Genomic DNA, 16,783 nt, shown 5'->3' with positions numbered 1-16,783 from the left:
CACGGGCCGGGGTCCGTACTACTCGCCGGGGTGGGCGAGTTCGATGTCGTGGGCGTCGGTGCCGGCGCCCGTGACCGTCAGGGCGGTGGCCACCGGCGGGTAGCCCGTGGCGATGACGGTGTACTCGCCGCCGTCCAGGTCGGTGAAGGCGTACGCCCCGTCCGTCCCGGTCGTGGCCGAGCCGACGACGTTGCCCGCCTGGTCGACCAGCGTGACCCGGGCGTCGGCCAGCGGCCCGTGCGGTGCGCGGACGACACCCTGGACGCTGGCGCCCGAGTCCAGGTCGATCTCGACCCGGGTGACCCCGGTGCCGCCCACCTCGACGGGCAGGGCACGCGGCCGGTACCCGGCGGCGTTCACCGCAATGGTCACCGCCCCCGGCACCAGCTCGGCGAAGGAGAACTCGCCCTGCTCGCCCGTGGTCCCGTTGGCCAGCAGGTCGCCCCGCACATCCGTCACGATGACCATGGCGTCCTTGACCGGCTGCCCGCTCTCGGCGGCTCGCACCAGGCCGGTCAGCCCGCTGGTGCCGCTGAGCAGGATGTCGTAGGCGACCGGCTCGCCGTTCACCACGACCGTGGACGCCTGCGGCTGGAAGCCGTCGGCGGAGGCGATCAGCACGTACGAACCGGAGCCCGGGGCGTCCACGGCGTACGAGCCGTCGGCCTGCGCCACGGACCGGCCCAGCTGGCGCCCGGCCAGCGAGATCAGCGTGACGGCGGCCTGCGGCACGGGCGCGGACTCGTTGCCGCGGACGAATCCGCGGACCGGGACACCACCGGAGGCCTCCTCGGCACGCGCCGCCGTGGCGACGGCGGCGAGCCGCTGCGTCCCCTCGGGCCCGGTCCCGTCGGCGGCCCCGGTCTCGGCCACGGCCCAGCTCGGCACGGCCTTCTCCGCTTCGGCGGCCTCGACGGCGACTTCGGCCGGAGCCACGGCCGGCGTCTCCGTGTCGGCGGCCTGCGCCAGCCCGCCCTTCGTCTTCAACGGGACCTCCTTGATGAACAGCGACACCAGCAGCGCGAGCAGCGCCAGCGGGGCCGAGTAGAGGAACACGTCCGCGACACCGTGGCCGTAGGCGCTCTCCACGACGGTGCGGATCGGCGCGGGCATCGCGCTCAGGTCGGGGATGTTGCCCTCGCCCGTGCCGGCGTGGCCGAGGGCCGCGCCCTTCGGGCCGAGGTCGGCCAGGCCGTCCTTGACGTAGTCGGTGATCCGCGTGGCCAGGACCGCGCCCAGGGCGGAGACGCCCACCGCACCGCCGAGCGACCGGAAGAACGTCACCGTGGAGCTGGCCGCGCCCAGGTCGGTGGGGGCCACCTGGTTCTGCGTGCACAGCACCAGGTTCTGCATCATCATGCCGATGCCGAGACCCAGCAGCGCCATGAAGATCGCTATGTGCCAGTACTCGGTGTCGTACCGGATCGTGCCCAGCAGGCCCAGGCCCGCGGTCACCAGCACGCCGCCGCCGACCAGCCAGCCCTTCCAGCGCCCGGTCCGGGTGATGACCTGGCCGGAGACGGTGGAGGAGATGAACAGACCCGCGATCATCGGGATCGTCATGACGCCGGACATCGTCGGCGACTTGTCGCGGGCCAGCTGGAAGTACTGGCTGAAGAAGACGGTCCCCGCGAACATCGCGACACCGACGAACAGCGAGGCCAGCGAGGCCAGCGCGATGGTGCGGTTGCGGAACAGCCGCAGCGGGATGATCGGCTCGCTCGCCTTCGCCTCGACGAGGACGAACACCGCCAGCAGCGCCAGCGAACCGCCGACCATCGCGTACGTCTGCCAGGACACCCAGTCGTACTTGTCACCGGCGAAGGTGACCCAGACCAGCAGCAGGCAGACGGCCGCCGTGATGAAGAAGGCGCCGGCCCAGTCGACCTTGACCTTCCGCTTGACCACGGGCAGGTGCAGGGTCTTCTGCAGCACGATCAGGGCGATCACGGCGAAGGGCACGCCGACGTAGAAGCACCAGCGCCAGCCCAGCCAGTCGGTGTCGGTGATGACACCGCCGACCAGCGGACCGCCGACCATGGCGGTGGCGAAGGTGGCGCCGAGATAGCCGTTGTAGCGGCCGCGCTCACGCGGCGAGATCATCGCCGCCATGATGATCTGGGCCAGCGCGGACAGACCGCCCATGCCGATGCCCTGGACCGCGCGGAAGGTGATGAGCATGCCCGGGTTCTGGGACATGCCGGCCGCCGCCGAACCCAGCACGAAGATGACCAGCGCGAACTGGATCAGCAGCTTCTTGGAGAACAGGTCGGCGAGCTTGCCCCACAGCGGGGTGGACGCGGTCATCGTCAGCAGGGACGCGGTCACGACCCAGGTGTAGGCGCTCTGGCCGCCGCCGAGGTCGCTGATGATCCGGGGCAGGGCGTTGGAGACGATCGTCGACGACAGGATCGCGACGAACATGCCGAGCAGAAGGCCGGTGAGGGCCTCCATGATCTGCCGGTGCGTCATCGGAGCGCCGTCGCCGGAGGAGCCGTGGGAGCCTCCCCCGTGCTTGGCATGAGCCCGCACACCGGCTGGTGTGGTCGTTGCCATGGGCTTCCTTCTCTTACGTGCTTGCGGGTGTACGGGTGGTCTGGTCGAAAGCGGGCGGTGCGGCCCGGGGCCCGGGCCGGCAGTCGAAGCTCTCCCTCAGCCGCGCCATGAGGCTCGTGAGTCGGCCGACGTCCTCGTCGGACCAGTCGCTCAGGCGCTGGGCGAGGACCTCGGTGGTCCGCCGGGACAGCTCGTCGAGCTGTGTATGGCCCGCGGGTGTGAGGCGCAGGATGCGTGAGCGTTTGTCCGCGGGGTCGGGGGAGCGCTCGATCCAGCCCCGGTCCACGACGTGCGCGACGTGGCGGCTGGTGACCGACATGTCCACCGCCAGCAGCTCGGCGAGCTTGCTCATGCGCATGTCGCCGTGGCGTCCCAGCAGCGTCAGGACGGCCGCCGACCCGCCGGGGCACTCGGCCGGCATGATTCGGCCGAGCTCCCGCTTCACGGCGCCGAAGGCGCTGAACTGGCGGACCAGCTCTTCGTACTGCGCCTGTTCGGCCATGACACCTCCCGCTTTCGTTGCTTAGGGCAACCGTAAGAGCTGTTGGTTGCTGAAGGCAAATAAAAGAGGAGGGTGCGGAACCAAAAAGTTGGCAAAGGCAAGTATTGCGGGAGTAAACGTGCAGGTGACGTGCCCGCCGGTACGGGTCGCTCGGCCCCAATCGGAACCCCAACCCCCACTTGGGGAGCCCCGCCGTTTTCGCTAGGGTCTCGGGCCATGGCTAACAACCAGGCCCCGCAGGGCAATCACGACCCCGCCGGCAGCACCCAGATGTTCCGCGCGTTCGTCGACGAGGCCCCGCAGGGCCGACAGGCAGCGGCCTCCTCCAGCGGCGGCCCGCGCATCGGCCTCATCCTCGGCGTCATCGCCGCGGTAGCGATCGTCGCGGCCGTGGCCTGGCTGGCACTGGCGTAACGCGTACGGCTGCACGGGGCGTAGCGGCTGAGGCCGGGTGGGTCCGCAGCCCGGCGTAGCGGGGTGCCTCCCCCAAGCTCTCGGCTCCGCTCGAACAGGGGGGACCCCCATCGCCCACCCGTGCCGCCCTAGCGGCACGCATGCCCGCAGCGGGGTGCGGCAGCCACGACGCTCCCGCACCCGCCGTCGTACGCAAGGGGCCGTGTCGGGGGGTGTCCGCCCGCAGCGGTTGGCGCGTCAACGGACGGTTAGTCGGTATCCGACCTCATCGCGCCGTTCCGAGGACGGACACCCCCCGGCGCGGCCCCGACCCACCACCCGGCGAGAAGGCGAAGCGAACGCGCGCCCCCACCGCCGGAGGAGCAGGCAAAAGGCGCGGTCCCAACGACCGCGCCCCAGCCTTCCGTCAGGACTCCGTCAGTCCGAGATCAGGCCTTCCCGGAGCTGCGCCAGCGTCCGGGTCAGCAGCCGGGAGACGTGCATCTGCGAGATGCCGACCTCCTCGCCGATCTGCGACTGCGTCATGTTCGCGAAGAACCGCAGCATGATGATCCGCCGCTCACGAGGCGGCAGCTTCGCCAGCAGCGGCTTCAGGGACTCCCGGTACTCCACACCCTCCAGCGCGGTGTCCTCGTACCCCAGCCGGTCCGCCAGCGACCCCTCGCCACCGTCGTCCTCCGGGGCCGGCGAGTCCAGCGAGGACGCGGTGTACGCGTTCCCCACCGCCAGCCCGTCGACGACGTCCTCCTCGGACACCCCGAGCACGGCGGCCAGTTCGGTCACCGTCGGCGACCGGTCCAGCTTCTGCGAGAGCTCGTCACTGGCCTTGGTCAGAGCGAGCCGCAGCTCCTGCAGTCTGCGCGGCACCCGCACCGACCACGAGGTGTCGCGGAAGAACCGCTTGATCTCCCCGACCACCGTCGGCATCGCGAACGTCGGGAACTCCACGCCCCGTTCGCAGTCGAACCGGTCGATCGCCTTGATCAGCCCGATCGTGCCGACCTGGACGATGTCCTCCATCGGCTCGTTCCGGGACCGGAACCGCGCGGCGGCGTACCGCACGAGCGGGAGGTTGAGCTCGATGAGCGTGTCACGGACGTACGCACGCTCGGGGCTGTCCTCGTCGAGCGCGGCCAGCCGCAGGAACAGGGAGCGGGACAGGGTGCGGGTGTCGATGGCGCCCGCGGTCGGAAGGACCGGGACGGGCTCGGCCACGAGGGCCGGAGCCTCATCGATGGGGTCGAGTGAGTCGAGAGCATGGGGAGCTGACTCGCTCTCCGCGAGCGTGAGCACCTTCGAGCTGCCCTGTTCTGCGGACATGCCACCCCCTTTGGGTCGCGGACGGTCGCGGCGGACGCTCCCGTCTGAGGAACGCAGCCTTCACCTGAATACCGGAGCCGGAGCTCTGGCAAACGCGCTTCCCGCAGAATGTCACATGTCGGCAACACGCTGTAGTGACATGTCGACATCTGAGACGCGAATACGCCCTGCAAACAGGGGGTCTGACGGCTTTTCGGCATTCAACTGTCGGCAACCGCCCTGATGAGCGATTCGCTCCTCGCGGTGACCTCTCGCTCGCGTTTGCGGTTACGCGTCAATGCGGTTCGCAGACCGCAACCTCTGGAAGCTACGCGCGAGTAGCCGCGACACGTGCATCTGCGAGACGCCGAGCTCCGCGGAGATCTGGGACTGGGTGAGATTGCTGTAGTACCGCAGCAGCAGGATCCGCTGTTCGCGCTCGGGCAGCTGAACGAGCAGGTGCCGTACGAGATCCCGGTGCTCCACGCCGTCCAGCGCGGGGTCCTCGTAGCCGAGCCGGTCCAGCAGCCCCGGCAGCCCGTCGCCCTCCTGCGCGGCCTCCAGGGAGGTCGCGTGGTACGACCGCCCGGCCTCGATGCAGGACAGCACCTCGTCCTCGGTGATGCGCAGCCGCGCGGCGATCTCCGAGGTTGTCGGGGTGCGCCCGAAGGAGGTGGTCAGGTCCTCCGTCGCGCTGTTGACCTGCACCCACAGCTCGTGCAGCCGGCGCGGCACGTGGACCGTGCGGACGTTGTCGCGGAAGTACCGCTTGATCTCGCCGACGACCGTCGGCATCGCGAACGTCGGGAACTGCACGCCCCGGTCCGGGTCGAAGCGGTCGATGGCGTTGATGAGCCCGATGGTGCCGACCTGGACGACGTCCTCCATCGGCTCGTTGCGGGAGCGGAACCGGGCGGCCGCGTAGCGCACGAGCGGGAGATTGGCCTCGATGAGCGCCCCGCGTACGCGGTCGTGCTCCGAGGTGCCCGGCTGGAGCTCCTTGAGCTGCGCGAAGAGGACCTGGGTGAGAGCGCGGGTGTCGGCCCCGCGGCTCCGCTGGGGAGCGGGCGGGGCGGTTTCCGCGGCTTCCGGGGTTTCCGAGGTGGGTGCCTGAGGTGCGGTACTGGCCAGCACGGTCAACTCCACCTCGTCATCTTCAACTCATCGTTCAACTCTTCCATCAAAAGCGGTCATAGCATCACAAGACATGTGCACTGTGTGCAAGCACCCCATAACTACGTGTTGAGGGATGAATGGCGCATAAATGAACTCATGTCACACAGAAGCCCCCTGTCGCACTGACAGGGGGCTCGAAGCGACCGGACCGGCCGGGGATCAGAACTCGTAGTCCGCGATCACCCACGTGGCGAACTCCCGCCACAGCGCGACACCCGCCTGGTGGTCCGGGTGCTCCACGTACCGCCGCAGCGCCTCCGCGTCGTCGAAGGCGGAGTTGATGGCGAAGTCGTATGCGATGGGGCGGTCGCTGACGTTCCAGCCGAGCTCCCAGAAGCGGATCCCGGGGATCGTGCCCTCCAGCGCGCGGAAGGCCTCGACGCCCTTCACGACCCGTGTGTCGTCGCGCTCGACGCCCTCGTTGAGCCTGAAGAGCACCAGATGGCGGATCATCACTTTCCTCCCTTTGCGACCCACGTGGCGAAGTCGCCGAGCGCCCCGGCGGCGTCCGATATGCCCTGGAACCCTATGAGGACGTAGTCGGCCGCCGTTCTCGGGTCCGTGATGATCACGTACAACGCGAAGACCACAACGGCGTAGACGGCGACCTTCTTCGCGTTCACCGCCATCGCGGCCTCCCCTGTCACTGGTGTCCCATGCAGCGCACATGATCGCACGAAGGGCCGAGCACACGAAGAGGCTGATCGCACGAAGGGCCCCGTCTGTCGACGGGGCCCTTCTCAAGCGGTAGCGGAGGGATTTGAACCCTCGGTGACTTGCGCCACACTCGCTTTCGAGGTCTGTTCGTGCTGGTCAGAGGGACGTTCTAAGTCGTTCAGCCTCACGGTTGACGAGGTGCAGCGGTTGTTGCGCGCGGCGGACAGTCGGCGTAACTCCGCGCGCTGGGCCGTCGCGCTTGCCCTCGGACTACGCCAAGGCGAGGCGCTTGGCCTCAGGTGGGCGGACGTCGATCTTGACCGGGGCGTCCTGATGGTCCGGCGGAGTCGCCGCCGGCCGCGTTACGCCCACGGGTGCGGCGACACCTGCGGCAGGAAAGCCGGCTACTGCCCGCAGCGTCAGCGGACCAATCCGGAGACGGCCGACACAAAGTCTCGCGCCGGACGGCGCGCCGTGGGGCTGCCCGGGCAACTCGTGGACTTGCTGCGCACCCACCAGGCCAAGCAGCAGGCCGAACGCGCCGCGGCCGGCCCTCATTGGGCAGACGAAGGATGGCTCTTCGCTACGCCGACCAGGCGAGGCACATCACCCCGAACGGACTACGACGACTGGAAGGAATTGCTTGACGACGCGAGGGTACGAGACGGCCGCCTGCACGACGCTCGTCATTCCGCCGCCACAGTCCCCTTGATCCTTGGCGTCTCAGAGCGGGCCGTGATGGGGCTCATGGGCTGGTCGACCACACCACGGCCATGGCCGCGCGGTACCAACACATGGTGGACTCCGTCCGGAGCGACGTCGCACAACGGGTCGACGGGCTCATTTGGAAGCCGGTCGACGGTTCGAATGACGACGACAGGCAGTCTGCCAGTTCAGTCGTACTCCCCCAATGAAGCAGTGATGGCAGGCTTATCTGCCCATATGGGCACGTCCGCTTATGAGCGGGTCGCTTCGGTACTGCTGGCCTACTAGCGGTCTTCTCAGCTCAGTGCGGGTCAGTCATGCTTACTGGCACGCACCGAGCTGGGGTGCCACTGGTGCGGTGTCGAAGAATGAATCGGGGGAGAGTAAGCCGTGTCACTTGATCTTGCGATCAATCTAGCGGCCTCGCTGATAGCTTTTTTGATCGGATTGCTGGCTCGCACTGTCCTTACGTACTACCGCAACCGCCGTCCGGTCGCTCGCCTGTGCCGCATAGAGCGTCACGCGCCTGTGACTGCTGTAGTTGGCACTGCACGTGACAGAAGAACGCTCTTCGAGGCGGATGCCCTGGCAGCCATGAACATCCGCCTCAGTCTCACCCGGGATCTCAAGATCCATTCGATCGGAACTGTGAGGTCGTCTGACTTCAACATGGCTGGACATGCGGATGACAACCTAGTCGTCATCGGGGGGCCGGCGATGAACGAGGTATGGAAGACGTATGCGAGCAGATTGGATGCACCATACGCATTTCAAATCGTTGGCGACCATTACAGGATCGTGGCCCGAGATGGCAGTGCGTCCTTCGGTGAGGCGAGGGGTGCGAGTGGAGAAGTTGAGCAGGATCATGCACTAGTGATTTTTGCCTGGAACCCCTTTGAGCCCCGCAGTAGATTGATCATGATGGCAGGTTGCGCCTACCCGGCCACCATGGCTGCACCCGCTGTCCTGTCCCCGGACTTCGCCAGGCAGCTCACCCGACGTATCGACACCTCCGAACCGTTTGCACTAGTCCTCTCGGTAGAGGACGTGAACGGCTACGTACCCAGACCCAAGATCGTTGCGTGGGGACAGTTCGCCCGGCAGGCCGACGGCTGAGACGAAGCCCGTTCACACACTCGGATCGACTGAGCCTCCTGTCGCGGCCGGAGACAAGACGCCCGCCGGATGGGAGAAGCTCAATCGAGACGGGAACTGAGACGGAGACGCGCGAAGGGTCCGGCTCATCGAGCCGGACCCTTCGTCTACCTGCGGTAGCGGAGGGATTTGAACCCTCGGTGACTTGCGCCACACTCGCTTTCGAGGCGAGCTCCTTCGGCCGCTCGGACACGCTACCGAGGGAGACCTTACAGCAAGGAGCCGCATGCTTTGAAATCGGTATTCAGCGGCCCCGGAAGAACGCCGTGAGCAGCCCGGCGCACTCCTCGGCGAGCACGCCCTCGATCACCTCGGGCCGGTGGTTGAGCCGCCGGTCGCGGACCAGATCCCAGAGGGAACCGGCCGCGCCCGCCTTCTCGTCGCGGGCGCCGTAGACGAGCCGGTCGACGCGGGACTGCTGGATCGCGCCCGCGCACATCGTGCAGGGCTCCAGCGTGACCACGAGGGTGCAGCCGGCGAGCCGCCACGCGCCGAGGGCGGCCGCGGCCCGCCGCAGGGCGAGGAGCTCCGCGTGGGCCGTCGGATCGCCGCCGGCCTCGCGTTCGTTGTGCCCGGCCGCGAGCACGGTCGCGCCGTCCGGGGCCAGGACGACGGCGCCGACGGGGACGTCCCCGCCCCGGACGGCCTCGGCGGCCTCGTCCAGGGCGAGTCGCATCGCGGGCCGCCAGGGGTCACGGACCGGATCCGGCGGCCCCGCGGTGGTACGACCGGTCAGCGGACGGTCTCCAGGGTCTCCGAGGCGCCCAGGGACTCGGCGATCTCGGTGACGGCTTCCGTCGACATCAGGCGCAGTTCCTTCTCGCTCACGCCGAGGTCGTCGAGGATCAGGGCGTCGCCGACCGGGCCGTGCGGCACGGACTCGGCGGAGCCGGCGGGCCCGGCGCCGTCCTCGGCGTCATCGTCGTCCTCGTCGGATTCACCGTCCTCGGTGCCGTCGAGGTCGAGGGCGTCGAGGTCGTCCCCGTCGTCCGGATCGCGGCCCAGCAGCTCGTCGGTGAGCAGGATCTCGCCGTAGCTGCTGCGGGCAGCGGCGGCGGCGTCCGAGACGTAGATGCGAGGGTCCTCCTCGCCGTCCACGCGGACGACCCCGAACCAGGCGTCCTCCTGCTCGATGAGCACGAGCACCGTGTCCTCGTCGGGGGAGGCTTCACGGGCCAGGTCGGCCAGATCCGACAGGGTCTCCACATCGTCGAGCTCTGTGTCGCTCGCTTCCCACCCGTCTTCGGTGCGCGCGAGCAGTGCGGCGAAGTACACCGTGACTCTCCCACTGGTCTTAGGCGTGCCGGTTGGGGGTCCCCCCGGCGGAGGTTACGGGCGGGGAGTGCTCGTCCGAGCCCCACCCACTCGGAATCGTGGCAGAAACAAGGCGTTCAGGGGACGTCTTCGGCTCCCTGTGTTGAGCAGTTCCCTTCACACGCCCGTTGCCGCCACCTGCGGATCGTACGCGGCTTTGCCCCGCTCCACGCACGGTCACCCGCGACAATCGCCGCGCGGTTCGTGATCTTTGCCGGGGGATCTCCCACCCGTTTCCTACCAGCGGAAGGTGCGCATGCGCATGGCGTGCCGCAGCCGGGCCGTCTTGGCGCGGCGCGGCTGGACGCGGTCGCGCAGCTCCCGGGCCTCCGCCAGATCGCGCAGGAACCGGGCGCGACGCCGGCGGCGCTCGGCGTCGGACTCGTCGGTCCCGTTCGTCAGGTCGGGCTCCGGGCCCGTCCCCGGCCGCGTGCGCGGCGACGGATCGTCTCGGAATTTCCGGTCGGGCATCAGGTTCACCACCCCCAGTCCGTCCCTTCCGCCTTCCCCCGGACGGGCCGTTTGACGCCGGTGACCGGGTGAGGGCCGGACGGCGGGCTCGCCGTGCGGTCCGGGGTACCCCGCCCGGTTAATGTTGTGGACATGCGTCTCCACGTCGTCGACCACCCTCTGGTCGCCCACAAGCTCACCACGCTGCGCGACCAGCGCACCGACTCCGCGACCTTCCGCCGTCTCGCCGACGAGCTGGTCACCCTGCTCGCCTACGAGGCCACGCGTGACGTGCGCACCGAACAGGTCGACATCCAGACGCCGGTCGCGCGGACCACGGGCGTCAAGCTGTCCCACCCGCGCCCGCTGGTGGTGCCGATCCTGCGGGCCGGGCTCGGCATGCTGGACGGCATGGTCCGGCTGCTGCCGACCGCCGAGGTGGGCTTCCTCGGCATGATCCGCAACGAGGAGACGCTCCAGGCCTCCACGTACGCGACGCGGATGCCGGAGGACCTGTCGGGGCGTCAGGTGTACGTGCTCGACCCGATGCTCGCCACCGGCGGCACGCTGGTCGCGGCGATCCAGGAGCTGATCCGGCGCGGCGCCGACGACGTGACCGCGGTGGTGCTGCTGGCCGCCCCGGAGGGCGTCGAGATCATGGAGCGCGAGCTCGCGGGCACGCCGGTGACGGTCGTGACCGCCTCGGTCGACGAGCACCTGAACGAGCACGGCTACATCGTCCCGGGCCTCGGCGACGCGGGCGACCGCATGTACGGGGCGGCCGAGTAGGCCGGAGGGGCCTCTCAGCAGCCCTTCTTCGTCGTGGGCGCCGGCTCGGGCGTGGCGAGCTTCGTCAGTGCCCGGTCGGCGTCCGGCTTCTTCGCCAGCTCCTTGAAGCCGTCCCCGATCACGAGGTCGACGGCGGCGCCCTTGCGGGCCGCCTCGGTACGCCGTTCGGCGCCCGGGAGCTGGGTGCCGAGCACGGGCAGCGAGGTGTCGAGCGCGGCGGCGGGGCCGAGCAGCAGACCGGTGCCCTTGACCTTCTTGTCGTACTGCTCGGTCGCGTTGCCCACGTCGCCGATCTTGAAGCCGCGCTTCTTCAGCTCGTCGGCCGTCTTCTTCGCCAGACCGCCGCGGGTGGTGGCGTTGAGGACGTTGACGGTGATCGTGCGCGGCTGGGGCAGGGGCTTGGCGCTGGGCGAGGGGCTCGCCTTGGTCGTGGTGCCGCAGTCCGTCCCGTCACCGGCCGCCGAAGCCTTCTTGCCACCGCCGGTGAAAACGTCGATGAGCTGCAGCGTGCCCCAGCCGCCCACGCCGAGGACGACGACGGACGCGACGGTCAGGACGACGAGCCTGCCGCGCCGCCGGGGCCGGCGCATCCGGGGGTGCTTGTTGCCCTTGATGCGGTACTTGCCGCCCATGCCGGGGGGAGTCAGCATGCTCATGAGCGCAGCGTAGTGCGCCCGGGCGGCGATGCCTACTAGATGATCATTCGATGTCGCCCGGCGGAACCCGAAAGGGCCAACCCGCGACCGGCGGGGATCAGTCCAGTTCGAGCACGCGCGCGTGCAGCACCTGGCGCTGCTGGAGCGCCGCCCGCACCGCGCGGTGCAGCCCGTCCTCCAGGTACAGGTCGCCCTGCCACTTCACGACGTGCGCGAAGAGGTCGCCGTAGAACGTGGAGTCCTCGGCGAGCAGTGTTTCCAGATCGAGCTGACCCTTGGTCGTCACGAGCTGATCGAGGCGGACCGGGCGCGGCGCGACGTCCGCCCACTGCCGGGTGCTTTCCCGGCCGTGGTCGGGGTACGGCCGGCCGTTTCCGATGCGCTTGAAGATCACACGGAAAGCCTACCGGTCAAGACCTTCCGGGCGCAGCCATGGCGGGCGAGTGCGACGCTGAAAAAATCACCACAAGGCGGAACGAACCGGGAACAGGGGCCTGAATATGCCGGACCGCGAGACCATGCCGTCGGCCTCCGCCCCGGAGGTGTCCGCGCGCGCCGCCGCCCTTCCCCAGGAGGCCCTGCGGATCGCCTCCGGCTACGCCTTCTCCGGCCCGGCCCTCCATCTGGGCGCCCTGCTGTGGGACGGACAGTGCCTGCCGGACGCGCAGGTCCGGGTGCCGCTGGCGATGCTCAACCGCCACGGGCTGGTCGCCGGCGCCACCGGCACCGGCAAGACCAAGACGCTCCAGCTGATCGCCGAGCAGCTGTCCGCCCAGGGCGTGCCGGTCTTCCTCGCCGACATCAAGGGGGACCTGTCCGGGATCGCCGCGCCGGGCCACCCGGACACGCGGGTCGAGGGCCGGGCCGCGGACGTCCACCAGCGCTGGACGGCGACCGGGTTCCCGGCCGAGTACTACGCCCTGGGCGGCATCGGGCGCGGCATCCCCGTCCGGGCGACGGTCACCGGGTTCGGCCCGCTGCTGCTGTCCAAGGTGCTGCGGCTGAACCGGACGCAGGAGCAGTCCCTCGCGCTGGTCTTCCACTACGCCGACAGCAAGGGTCTGGAACTGATCGACCTCAAGGACCTCAGGGCGGTCGTGACCTTCCTGACCTCGGACGAGGGCAAGTCGGAGCTGAAGACCGTCGGCGGTCTGTCGGCGGCCACGGCCGGGGTGATCCTGCGGTCCCTCACCGCCTTCGAGGCGCAGGGCGCGTCCGGGTTCTTCGGGGAGCCGGAGTTCGACACGGGTGAGCTGCTGCGGACCGCGGAGGACGGGCGGGGCGTGGTCTCCGTCCTGGAGCTGAGCGCCGTACAGGAGCGGCCGCAGCTGTTCTCGACCTTTCTGATGTGGCTGCTCGCCGATCTCTTCCACGACCTGCCCGAGCTGGGCGACGTCGACAAGCCGCGCCTGGTGTTCTTCCTGGACGAGGCGCACCTGCTCTTCGACGACGCCTCCGAGGCGTTCCTGGAGTCGCTCACGCAGACCGTGCGCCTGATTCGCTCGAAAGGGGTCGGGGTCTTCTTCGTGACGCAGACCCCGAAGGACGTTCCCGCCGACGTCCTCGCCCAGCTCGGCAACCGCGTCCAGCACGCGCTGCGGGCCTTCACGCCCGACGACCAGAAGGCCCTGAACGCCACGGTGAAGACCTTCCCCAAGTCGCCCTACGACCTCGAAGAGGTGCTGACCAACCTGGGGACGGGCGAGGCGGTCGTGACGGTGCTGAGCGAGAAGGGCGCGCCGACTCCCGTCGCCGCGACCCGGCTGCGGGCGCCCGAGTCCCTGATGGGCCCGCTCGGGCAGGACGCCCTGGAGCGGGCCGTGGCCGGGTCGCCGCTGTACGAGCGGTACGCCCGCGCCGTGGACCGGGAGTCGGCGTACGAGCGGCTGGAGCGGGGTCGGGGGGCCAAGGGGCCCGACGAGATGCTGGACGCCGCCCCCGGGCGGGGTGGGCGGGCCGAGGAACAGCAGTCCATGGCGGAGCGGGTGGCCGAGAGCGGCGTCTTCAGGTCGCTGGCCCGGTCGGTGGGGACACAGATCGGCCGGGAGATCACCCGATCACTGTTCGGCACGGCACGGCGTTCGGGCCGGCGCAGGCGGTAGGCGGCCGCGCGGCGGAGGCGGTGTGCCACGGGGCGGAGTCGATGGGGGCGGCGGAGGCGTGCGCGCCTCCGCCGCGCGGGTTGCGTCAGCCGCGATCTCTTCCCTGCCCCTGCTTCTGCCCCTGTCCCTTCCCCTCCGGGGGCTGCGGCGGCTTCCGGGAGTCCGGCTGGGAGGGGGAGTGGGGGTGAGGATGGGGCTTGGGGGCGCTGCGGGCGGCTTCCGCGCGCAGGAGGGCGCGCATGACCGCGTACGGGTCCTGGAGCATGGCTGGGTTCCTCGTCGTTCCTCGTCGTTCTGGTTCCGTGCGGGACGGACGGACCGGGGCCGGGCCGGTCTGGTCAGCAGCGCAGGACCTCGGAACGCAGGGGACGGGGGTCGTACGGCGGGTCCGCCGGGACGGGCAGGGGGAGCCGTGCGGTGTGGGCGGGCCCGGGGAGCGGGGCGGGGGCCGGCGGAGCGGCGGTGCGGCGGACGCCCCGGGCCGGTGGGCGCAGGGCCGTGTCGAGGAGGTCGCACTCGACGGTGGTGCTCTCGCCGGAGACGGTCGCCGTCGGTCCCGTCATGGCCTCGGCGTGGGCGCCCGGTACGAGCAGGGCGAGCAGCAGGACGAGCACCCGCAGCCAGATGTGCCGGCGGGGGCCGCGGGGTTCCGGCTGCGGTTCGGGGGCCACGGGACGTCATTCCCCCCGCGGTCCGCGCGGCTCATCCCGCAGTCCGCGAGATCCGCTCGCTCGGCCCAAGCCGGTGAGGAGCCGGGTGGTGCCGGGACACCGGGTCCTCACGCCTCCCGCTTCCCCGCGGCGCGGGTCCGAGGGTGCGGGGCGTCGTATGTCGGAGGCGTCGTGCTCCGGGCTCCTGGGGGAGCCGTCGGGTGGCTCGCTCATGGTTCATGCTGGGTTCGCACCGCAGGCAGCTGCCACCTGAGCCGGGCCGGCCGAATGACACCGACGTGTCGGGGCCGGTGCGGGTGCCCGGGGTGCATGCTGCTGCTCGGGGGCCCTGTGGGCCAGGACTCGATGCCCTGCTTGCCGGTGGCCTGGTGACCTCGGGTCAGCGGCCCGAGGCCCGTGTCCCTTGGCCGCAGCCTGCTCGCGGGTGGCTTCGGGCGGCCAGGAGTTCGATGCCCGTATCCGGCTATGGCGGACGTTCCGGCTGCGGGCCGACGCCGCCGTCTCGCGTGCCCGCTGCTAGGCCGTGTCCGCAAAGTCCCGCCTGCCCCGCGACGCCTGGCACGCACTCTCGCCGCACCGGACGAAGCCCCAAGTACATCCAGTACGAGGGACTCCGCCCGGCGCACCGAGAGCACGCACCAGACGCCGCGGGGCCCGCCCTCCGGGCGGACGACGGGACTTTGCGGACACGACCTAGCCGGTGGCTCTGGGCGAACCTGCGGCCGGCGGCCGAGCGCTCAGCGCCGGAAGGGCGGCGTCGGTGCGGCCGCGGCTCGCCGCTTGCCCGCGCCCCCCTCGGGCGGGCCAGGCGTGCAGCCGCCCCGCATCGGCCACGCTTCACCGCCGGCGGCCACCCGCCCGGGCCGGCCGACCGGTGCTCGCGTCCTACCCGCCGCCGGAGGCGCGGCGGCTACTTTCCGCCCGCCTTGGACGCCTTGGCCGCTGCCTTCATCTCCTGCTTGTGGGCCCGGACCTTGACCAGCGATTCGGGGCCGGTGATGTCGGCGACCGAGCGGAACGAGTCCGGCTCGCCGTAGGAGCCCGCCGCCTCGCGCCAGCCCGTGGGCCGCACCCCGAGCTGCTTGCCGAGGAGGGCGAGGAAGATCTGGGCCTTCTGCTTGCCGAAGCCGGGCAGTTCCGCGAGCCGCTTCAGCAGGTCCTTGCCGGTGCCGGCGTCCTTCCAGACGGCCTCGGCGTCGCCGTCGTAGTGCTCGACGAGGTACTGGCACAGCTGCTGGATCCGCTTGGCCATGGAGCCCGGGTAGCGGTGCACCGCCGGCTTCTGGGACAGCAGCGCGGCGAAGGCCTCCGGCTCGTGCGCGGCGATCTCGTGCGCGTCCAGGTCGTCGCCGCCGAGCCGCTGGGCGATCGTCGCCGGGCCCTTGAACGCCCACTCCATCGGAACCTGCTGGTCCAGCAGCATGCCGACCAGCGCGGCGAGCGGGCTGCGGCCGAGCAGCGCGTCGGCCTCGGGATCCTGGGCGAGGTGAAGTGTGACGTCCATGCCCCGATCATCCCCCGGGGCGGGCCCGGCCGCCGCTCAGGTCGCCCGCCAGTACCCCAGCGCGTGCACCCGCTGCCTGGGCAGGCCCAGTTCCTTGCGGACGTACGCCCCGAGGGCACGGGTCGTCGCGGTGTCGCAGGCGATCCAGACGTACGGGTCGGCCGTCTCCCGGAGCAGGCCGGGCAGGTCCGCCTTCACCCGGTCGACGAGGTGCGCGCCGGAGTCCTGGCGCGGCACCTTGCGCAGCTCGTGCCGGTCCGGGTCGGTGCGGAACGGCAGGTCGTCGTCGCCGCCCTCGAACCAGACGGTGGCGGGGGCGGAGCCCAGGGCGTCCAGGAGGGAGTTGATGGCCGGGAGCGAGGCCGGGTCGCCGACGGCGAAGACGTGCGAGGGCGCGGGGCTCGGGTGCTCGAAGCCGGTGCCCTGGACGGTCGCCTCGATCGTGTCGCCCGGTTTCGCCGCCCTGGCCCAGTCGCTGGCGCACCCCTCGTGCAGGGCGAACTCCAGCTGGAAGGTGCCGGCCTCGGCGTCCGGGTCGACCAGGGTGTAGGCCCGCTGGTGCGGTTTGCCCGCGTTGTCGAACCACAGCCGTACCCACATGGTGGGGTGCACTCCGGTGGCGGCGAGCAGACCGCCGTCGGTGAAGCGCAGCCGCCGGTACTCCGGGGTGACGTCCTCGACGTCCGTCACCGTGAACTCGAAGTCCTTGCCGCGCATCAGTCTGAGGACCGCGCCCTCCCAACCCCGCCCCTGCCCCATCGCTTTTCCGCCCCTTCGCGTACGATTCCGGCCACAGCTGTGACTTAGGCAAGCCTAACCTAAAGAAATCCCGA

18 protein-coding genes, 1 tRNA gene and 1 pseudogene are annotated in these 16,783 nt (G+C 70.4%); 5 read left to right on the top strand and 15 right to left on the bottom strand.

Features of this window, described 5'->3' with window-relative positions:
• Nucleotides 1–18 precede the first annotated feature (18 nt).
• Nucleotides 19–2,472, bottom strand: coding sequence for an MFS transporter (locus RFN52_RS19430; RefSeq protein ID WP_459551373.1), 2,454 nt, complete (start codon nucleotides 2,470–2,472; stop codon nucleotides 19–21).
• Nucleotides 2,473–2,569: 97 nt separating this feature from the next.
• Nucleotides 2,570–3,058, bottom strand: coding sequence for a MarR family winged helix-turn-helix transcriptional regulator (locus tag RFN52_RS19425; RefSeq protein ID WP_184847866.1), 489 nt, complete (start codon nucleotides 3,056–3,058; stop codon nucleotides 2,570–2,572).
• Between the two features lie 216 nt (nucleotides 3,059–3,274).
• On the opposite strand from RFN52_RS19425, the gene RFN52_RS19420 reads away from it, so the two are divergent.
• Nucleotides 3,275–3,472 carry a hypothetical protein gene (locus tag RFN52_RS19420; RefSeq protein WP_184847865.1) on the top strand — a complete coding sequence of 66 codons (198 nt, stop codon included), beginning with the start codon at nucleotides 3,275–3,277 and terminating at the stop codon, nucleotides 3,470–3,472.
• Between the two features lie 417 nt (nucleotides 3,473–3,889).
• On the opposite strand, the gene RFN52_RS19415 is transcribed toward RFN52_RS19420, so the two are convergent.
• The 4 genes from RFN52_RS19415 to RFN52_RS19400 form a co-directional block, all read right to left on the bottom strand.
• The gene (locus RFN52_RS19415; RefSeq protein ID WP_107456579.1) at nucleotides 3,890–4,792 is read right to left on the bottom strand and encodes an RNA polymerase sigma factor SigF; all 903 of its coding nucleotides are present in this window, start codon (nucleotides 4,790–4,792) and stop codon (nucleotides 3,890–3,892) included.
• Nucleotides 4,793–5,059: 267 nt separating this feature from the next.
• On the bottom strand, nucleotides 5,060–5,905 hold the full coding sequence (locus RFN52_RS19410) for an RNA polymerase sigma factor SigF (protein ID WP_184853958.1): 846 nt from the start codon (nucleotides 5,903–5,905) through the stop codon (nucleotides 5,060–5,062).
• 201 nt (nucleotides 5,906–6,106) lie between these two features.
• Nucleotides 6,107–6,400 carry a Dabb family protein gene (locus RFN52_RS19405; RefSeq protein ID WP_184847864.1) on the bottom strand — a complete coding sequence of 98 codons (294 nt, stop codon included), beginning with the start codon at nucleotides 6,398–6,400 and terminating at the stop codon, nucleotides 6,107–6,109.
• Nucleotides 6,400–6,576, bottom strand: a complete 177-nt coding sequence (locus tag RFN52_RS19400) for a hypothetical protein (protein ID WP_184847863.1) — start codon at nucleotides 6,574–6,576, stop codon at nucleotides 6,400–6,402. The genes RFN52_RS19405 and RFN52_RS19400 overlap by 1 nt, the downstream gene beginning before the upstream one ends.
• 214 nt (nucleotides 6,577–6,790) lie before the next feature.
• On the opposite strand from RFN52_RS19400, the pseudogene RFN52_RS19395 reads away from it, so the two are divergent.
• A pseudogene (locus RFN52_RS19395) lies at nucleotides 6,791–7,518 on the top strand (site-specific integrase); the annotation flags it as partial.
• Between the two features lie 181 nt (nucleotides 7,519–7,699).
• Nucleotides 7,700–8,425 (top strand): hypothetical protein, encoded by a 726-nt coding sequence (locus tag RFN52_RS19390; protein WP_184847862.1) that lies wholly within the window; start codon nucleotides 7,700–7,702, stop codon nucleotides 8,423–8,425.
• A gap of 153 nt (nucleotides 8,426–8,578) precedes the next feature.
• Here the strand turns inward: RFN52_RS19390 and RFN52_RS19385 are convergent.
• The 4 genes from RFN52_RS19385 to RFN52_RS19370 all read right to left on the bottom strand — a co-directional run bounded on the left by RFN52_RS19385 (nucleotide 8,579) and on the right by RFN52_RS19370 (nucleotide 10,249).
• A tRNA-Ser gene (locus tag RFN52_RS19385) sits at nucleotides 8,579–8,663 on the bottom strand.
• 45 nt (nucleotides 8,664–8,708) lie between these two features.
• Entirely contained in the window at nucleotides 8,709–9,140 is a 432-nt protein-coding gene (tadA, locus tag RFN52_RS19380; RefSeq protein ID WP_107456583.1) for a tRNA adenosine(34) deaminase TadA, read from the bottom strand.
• Nucleotides 9,141–9,196: 56 nt separating this feature from the next.
• Nucleotides 9,197–9,739, bottom strand: a complete 543-nt coding sequence (locus tag RFN52_RS19375; RefSeq protein WP_184847861.1) for a tRNA adenosine deaminase-associated protein — start codon at nucleotides 9,737–9,739, stop codon at nucleotides 9,197–9,199.
• A 276-nt stretch (nucleotides 9,740–10,015) separates the two neighbouring features.
• The gene (locus tag RFN52_RS19370) at nucleotides 10,016–10,249 is read right to left on the bottom strand and encodes a hypothetical protein (RefSeq protein WP_062931519.1); all 234 of its coding nucleotides are present in this window, start codon (nucleotides 10,247–10,249) and stop codon (nucleotides 10,016–10,018) included.
• Nucleotides 10,250–10,381: 132 nt separating this feature from the next.
• On the opposite strand from RFN52_RS19370, the gene upp reads away from it, so the two are divergent.
• Nucleotides 10,382–11,017 carry a uracil phosphoribosyltransferase gene (gene upp / locus RFN52_RS19365; protein WP_062927788.1) on the top strand — a complete coding sequence of 212 codons (636 nt, stop codon included), beginning with the start codon at nucleotides 10,382–10,384 and terminating at the stop codon, nucleotides 11,015–11,017.
• Between the two features lie 14 nt (nucleotides 11,018–11,031).
• Here upp and RFN52_RS19360 read toward each other — a convergent pair whose 3' ends face one another.
• Together RFN52_RS19360 and RFN52_RS19355 are read right to left on the bottom strand one after the other, a co-directional pair.
• Nucleotides 11,032–11,649, bottom strand: coding sequence for a LytR C-terminal domain-containing protein (locus RFN52_RS19360; protein ID WP_184853957.1), 618 nt, complete (start codon nucleotides 11,647–11,649; stop codon nucleotides 11,032–11,034).
• Nucleotides 11,650–11,770: 121 nt separating this feature from the next.
• Nucleotides 11,771–12,067 (bottom strand): type II toxin-antitoxin system VapB family antitoxin, encoded by a 297-nt coding sequence (locus RFN52_RS19355; RefSeq protein ID WP_003999914.1) that lies wholly within the window; start codon nucleotides 12,065–12,067, stop codon nucleotides 11,771–11,773.
• Nucleotides 12,068–12,173: 106 nt separating this feature from the next.
• Here RFN52_RS19355 and RFN52_RS19350 point away from each other — a divergent pair, with 106 nt between their 5' ends.
• On the top strand, nucleotides 12,174–13,775 hold the full coding sequence (locus RFN52_RS19350) for a helicase HerA-like domain-containing protein (protein ID WP_184847860.1): 1,602 nt from the start codon (nucleotides 12,174–12,176) through the stop codon (nucleotides 13,773–13,775).
• Nucleotides 13,776–14,113: 338 nt separating this feature from the next.
• Here the strand turns inward: RFN52_RS19350 and RFN52_RS19345 are convergent, their stop codons facing one another.
• From RFN52_RS19345 to RFN52_RS19335, 3 genes are all read right to left on the bottom strand, one after another.
• Nucleotides 14,114–14,446 carry a hypothetical protein gene (locus RFN52_RS19345; protein WP_311240995.1) on the bottom strand — a complete coding sequence of 111 codons (333 nt, stop codon included), beginning with the start codon at nucleotides 14,444–14,446 and terminating at the stop codon, nucleotides 14,114–14,116.
• A gap of 910 nt (nucleotides 14,447–15,356) precedes the next feature.
• Complete coding sequence (locus RFN52_RS19340) at nucleotides 15,357–15,950, bottom strand: HhH-GPD-type base excision DNA repair protein (RefSeq protein ID WP_184847859.1); 594 nt, start codon at nucleotides 15,948–15,950, stop codon at nucleotides 15,357–15,359.
• Between the two features lie 36 nt (nucleotides 15,951–15,986).
• Nucleotides 15,987–16,709, bottom strand: coding sequence for a siderophore-interacting protein (locus tag RFN52_RS19335; RefSeq protein ID WP_184847858.1), 723 nt, complete (start codon nucleotides 16,707–16,709; stop codon nucleotides 15,987–15,989).
• Nucleotides 16,710–16,783 lie beyond the last annotated feature (74 nt).

The organism is Streptomyces collinus, assembly GCF_031348265.1.
Lineage (GTDB): Bacteria > Actinomycetota > Actinomycetes > Streptomycetales > Streptomycetaceae > Streptomyces > Streptomyces collinus.
The sequence above is the reverse complement of the archived record's forward strand: the minus strand, read 5'-3'. Positions and strand labels throughout refer to the sequence as shown.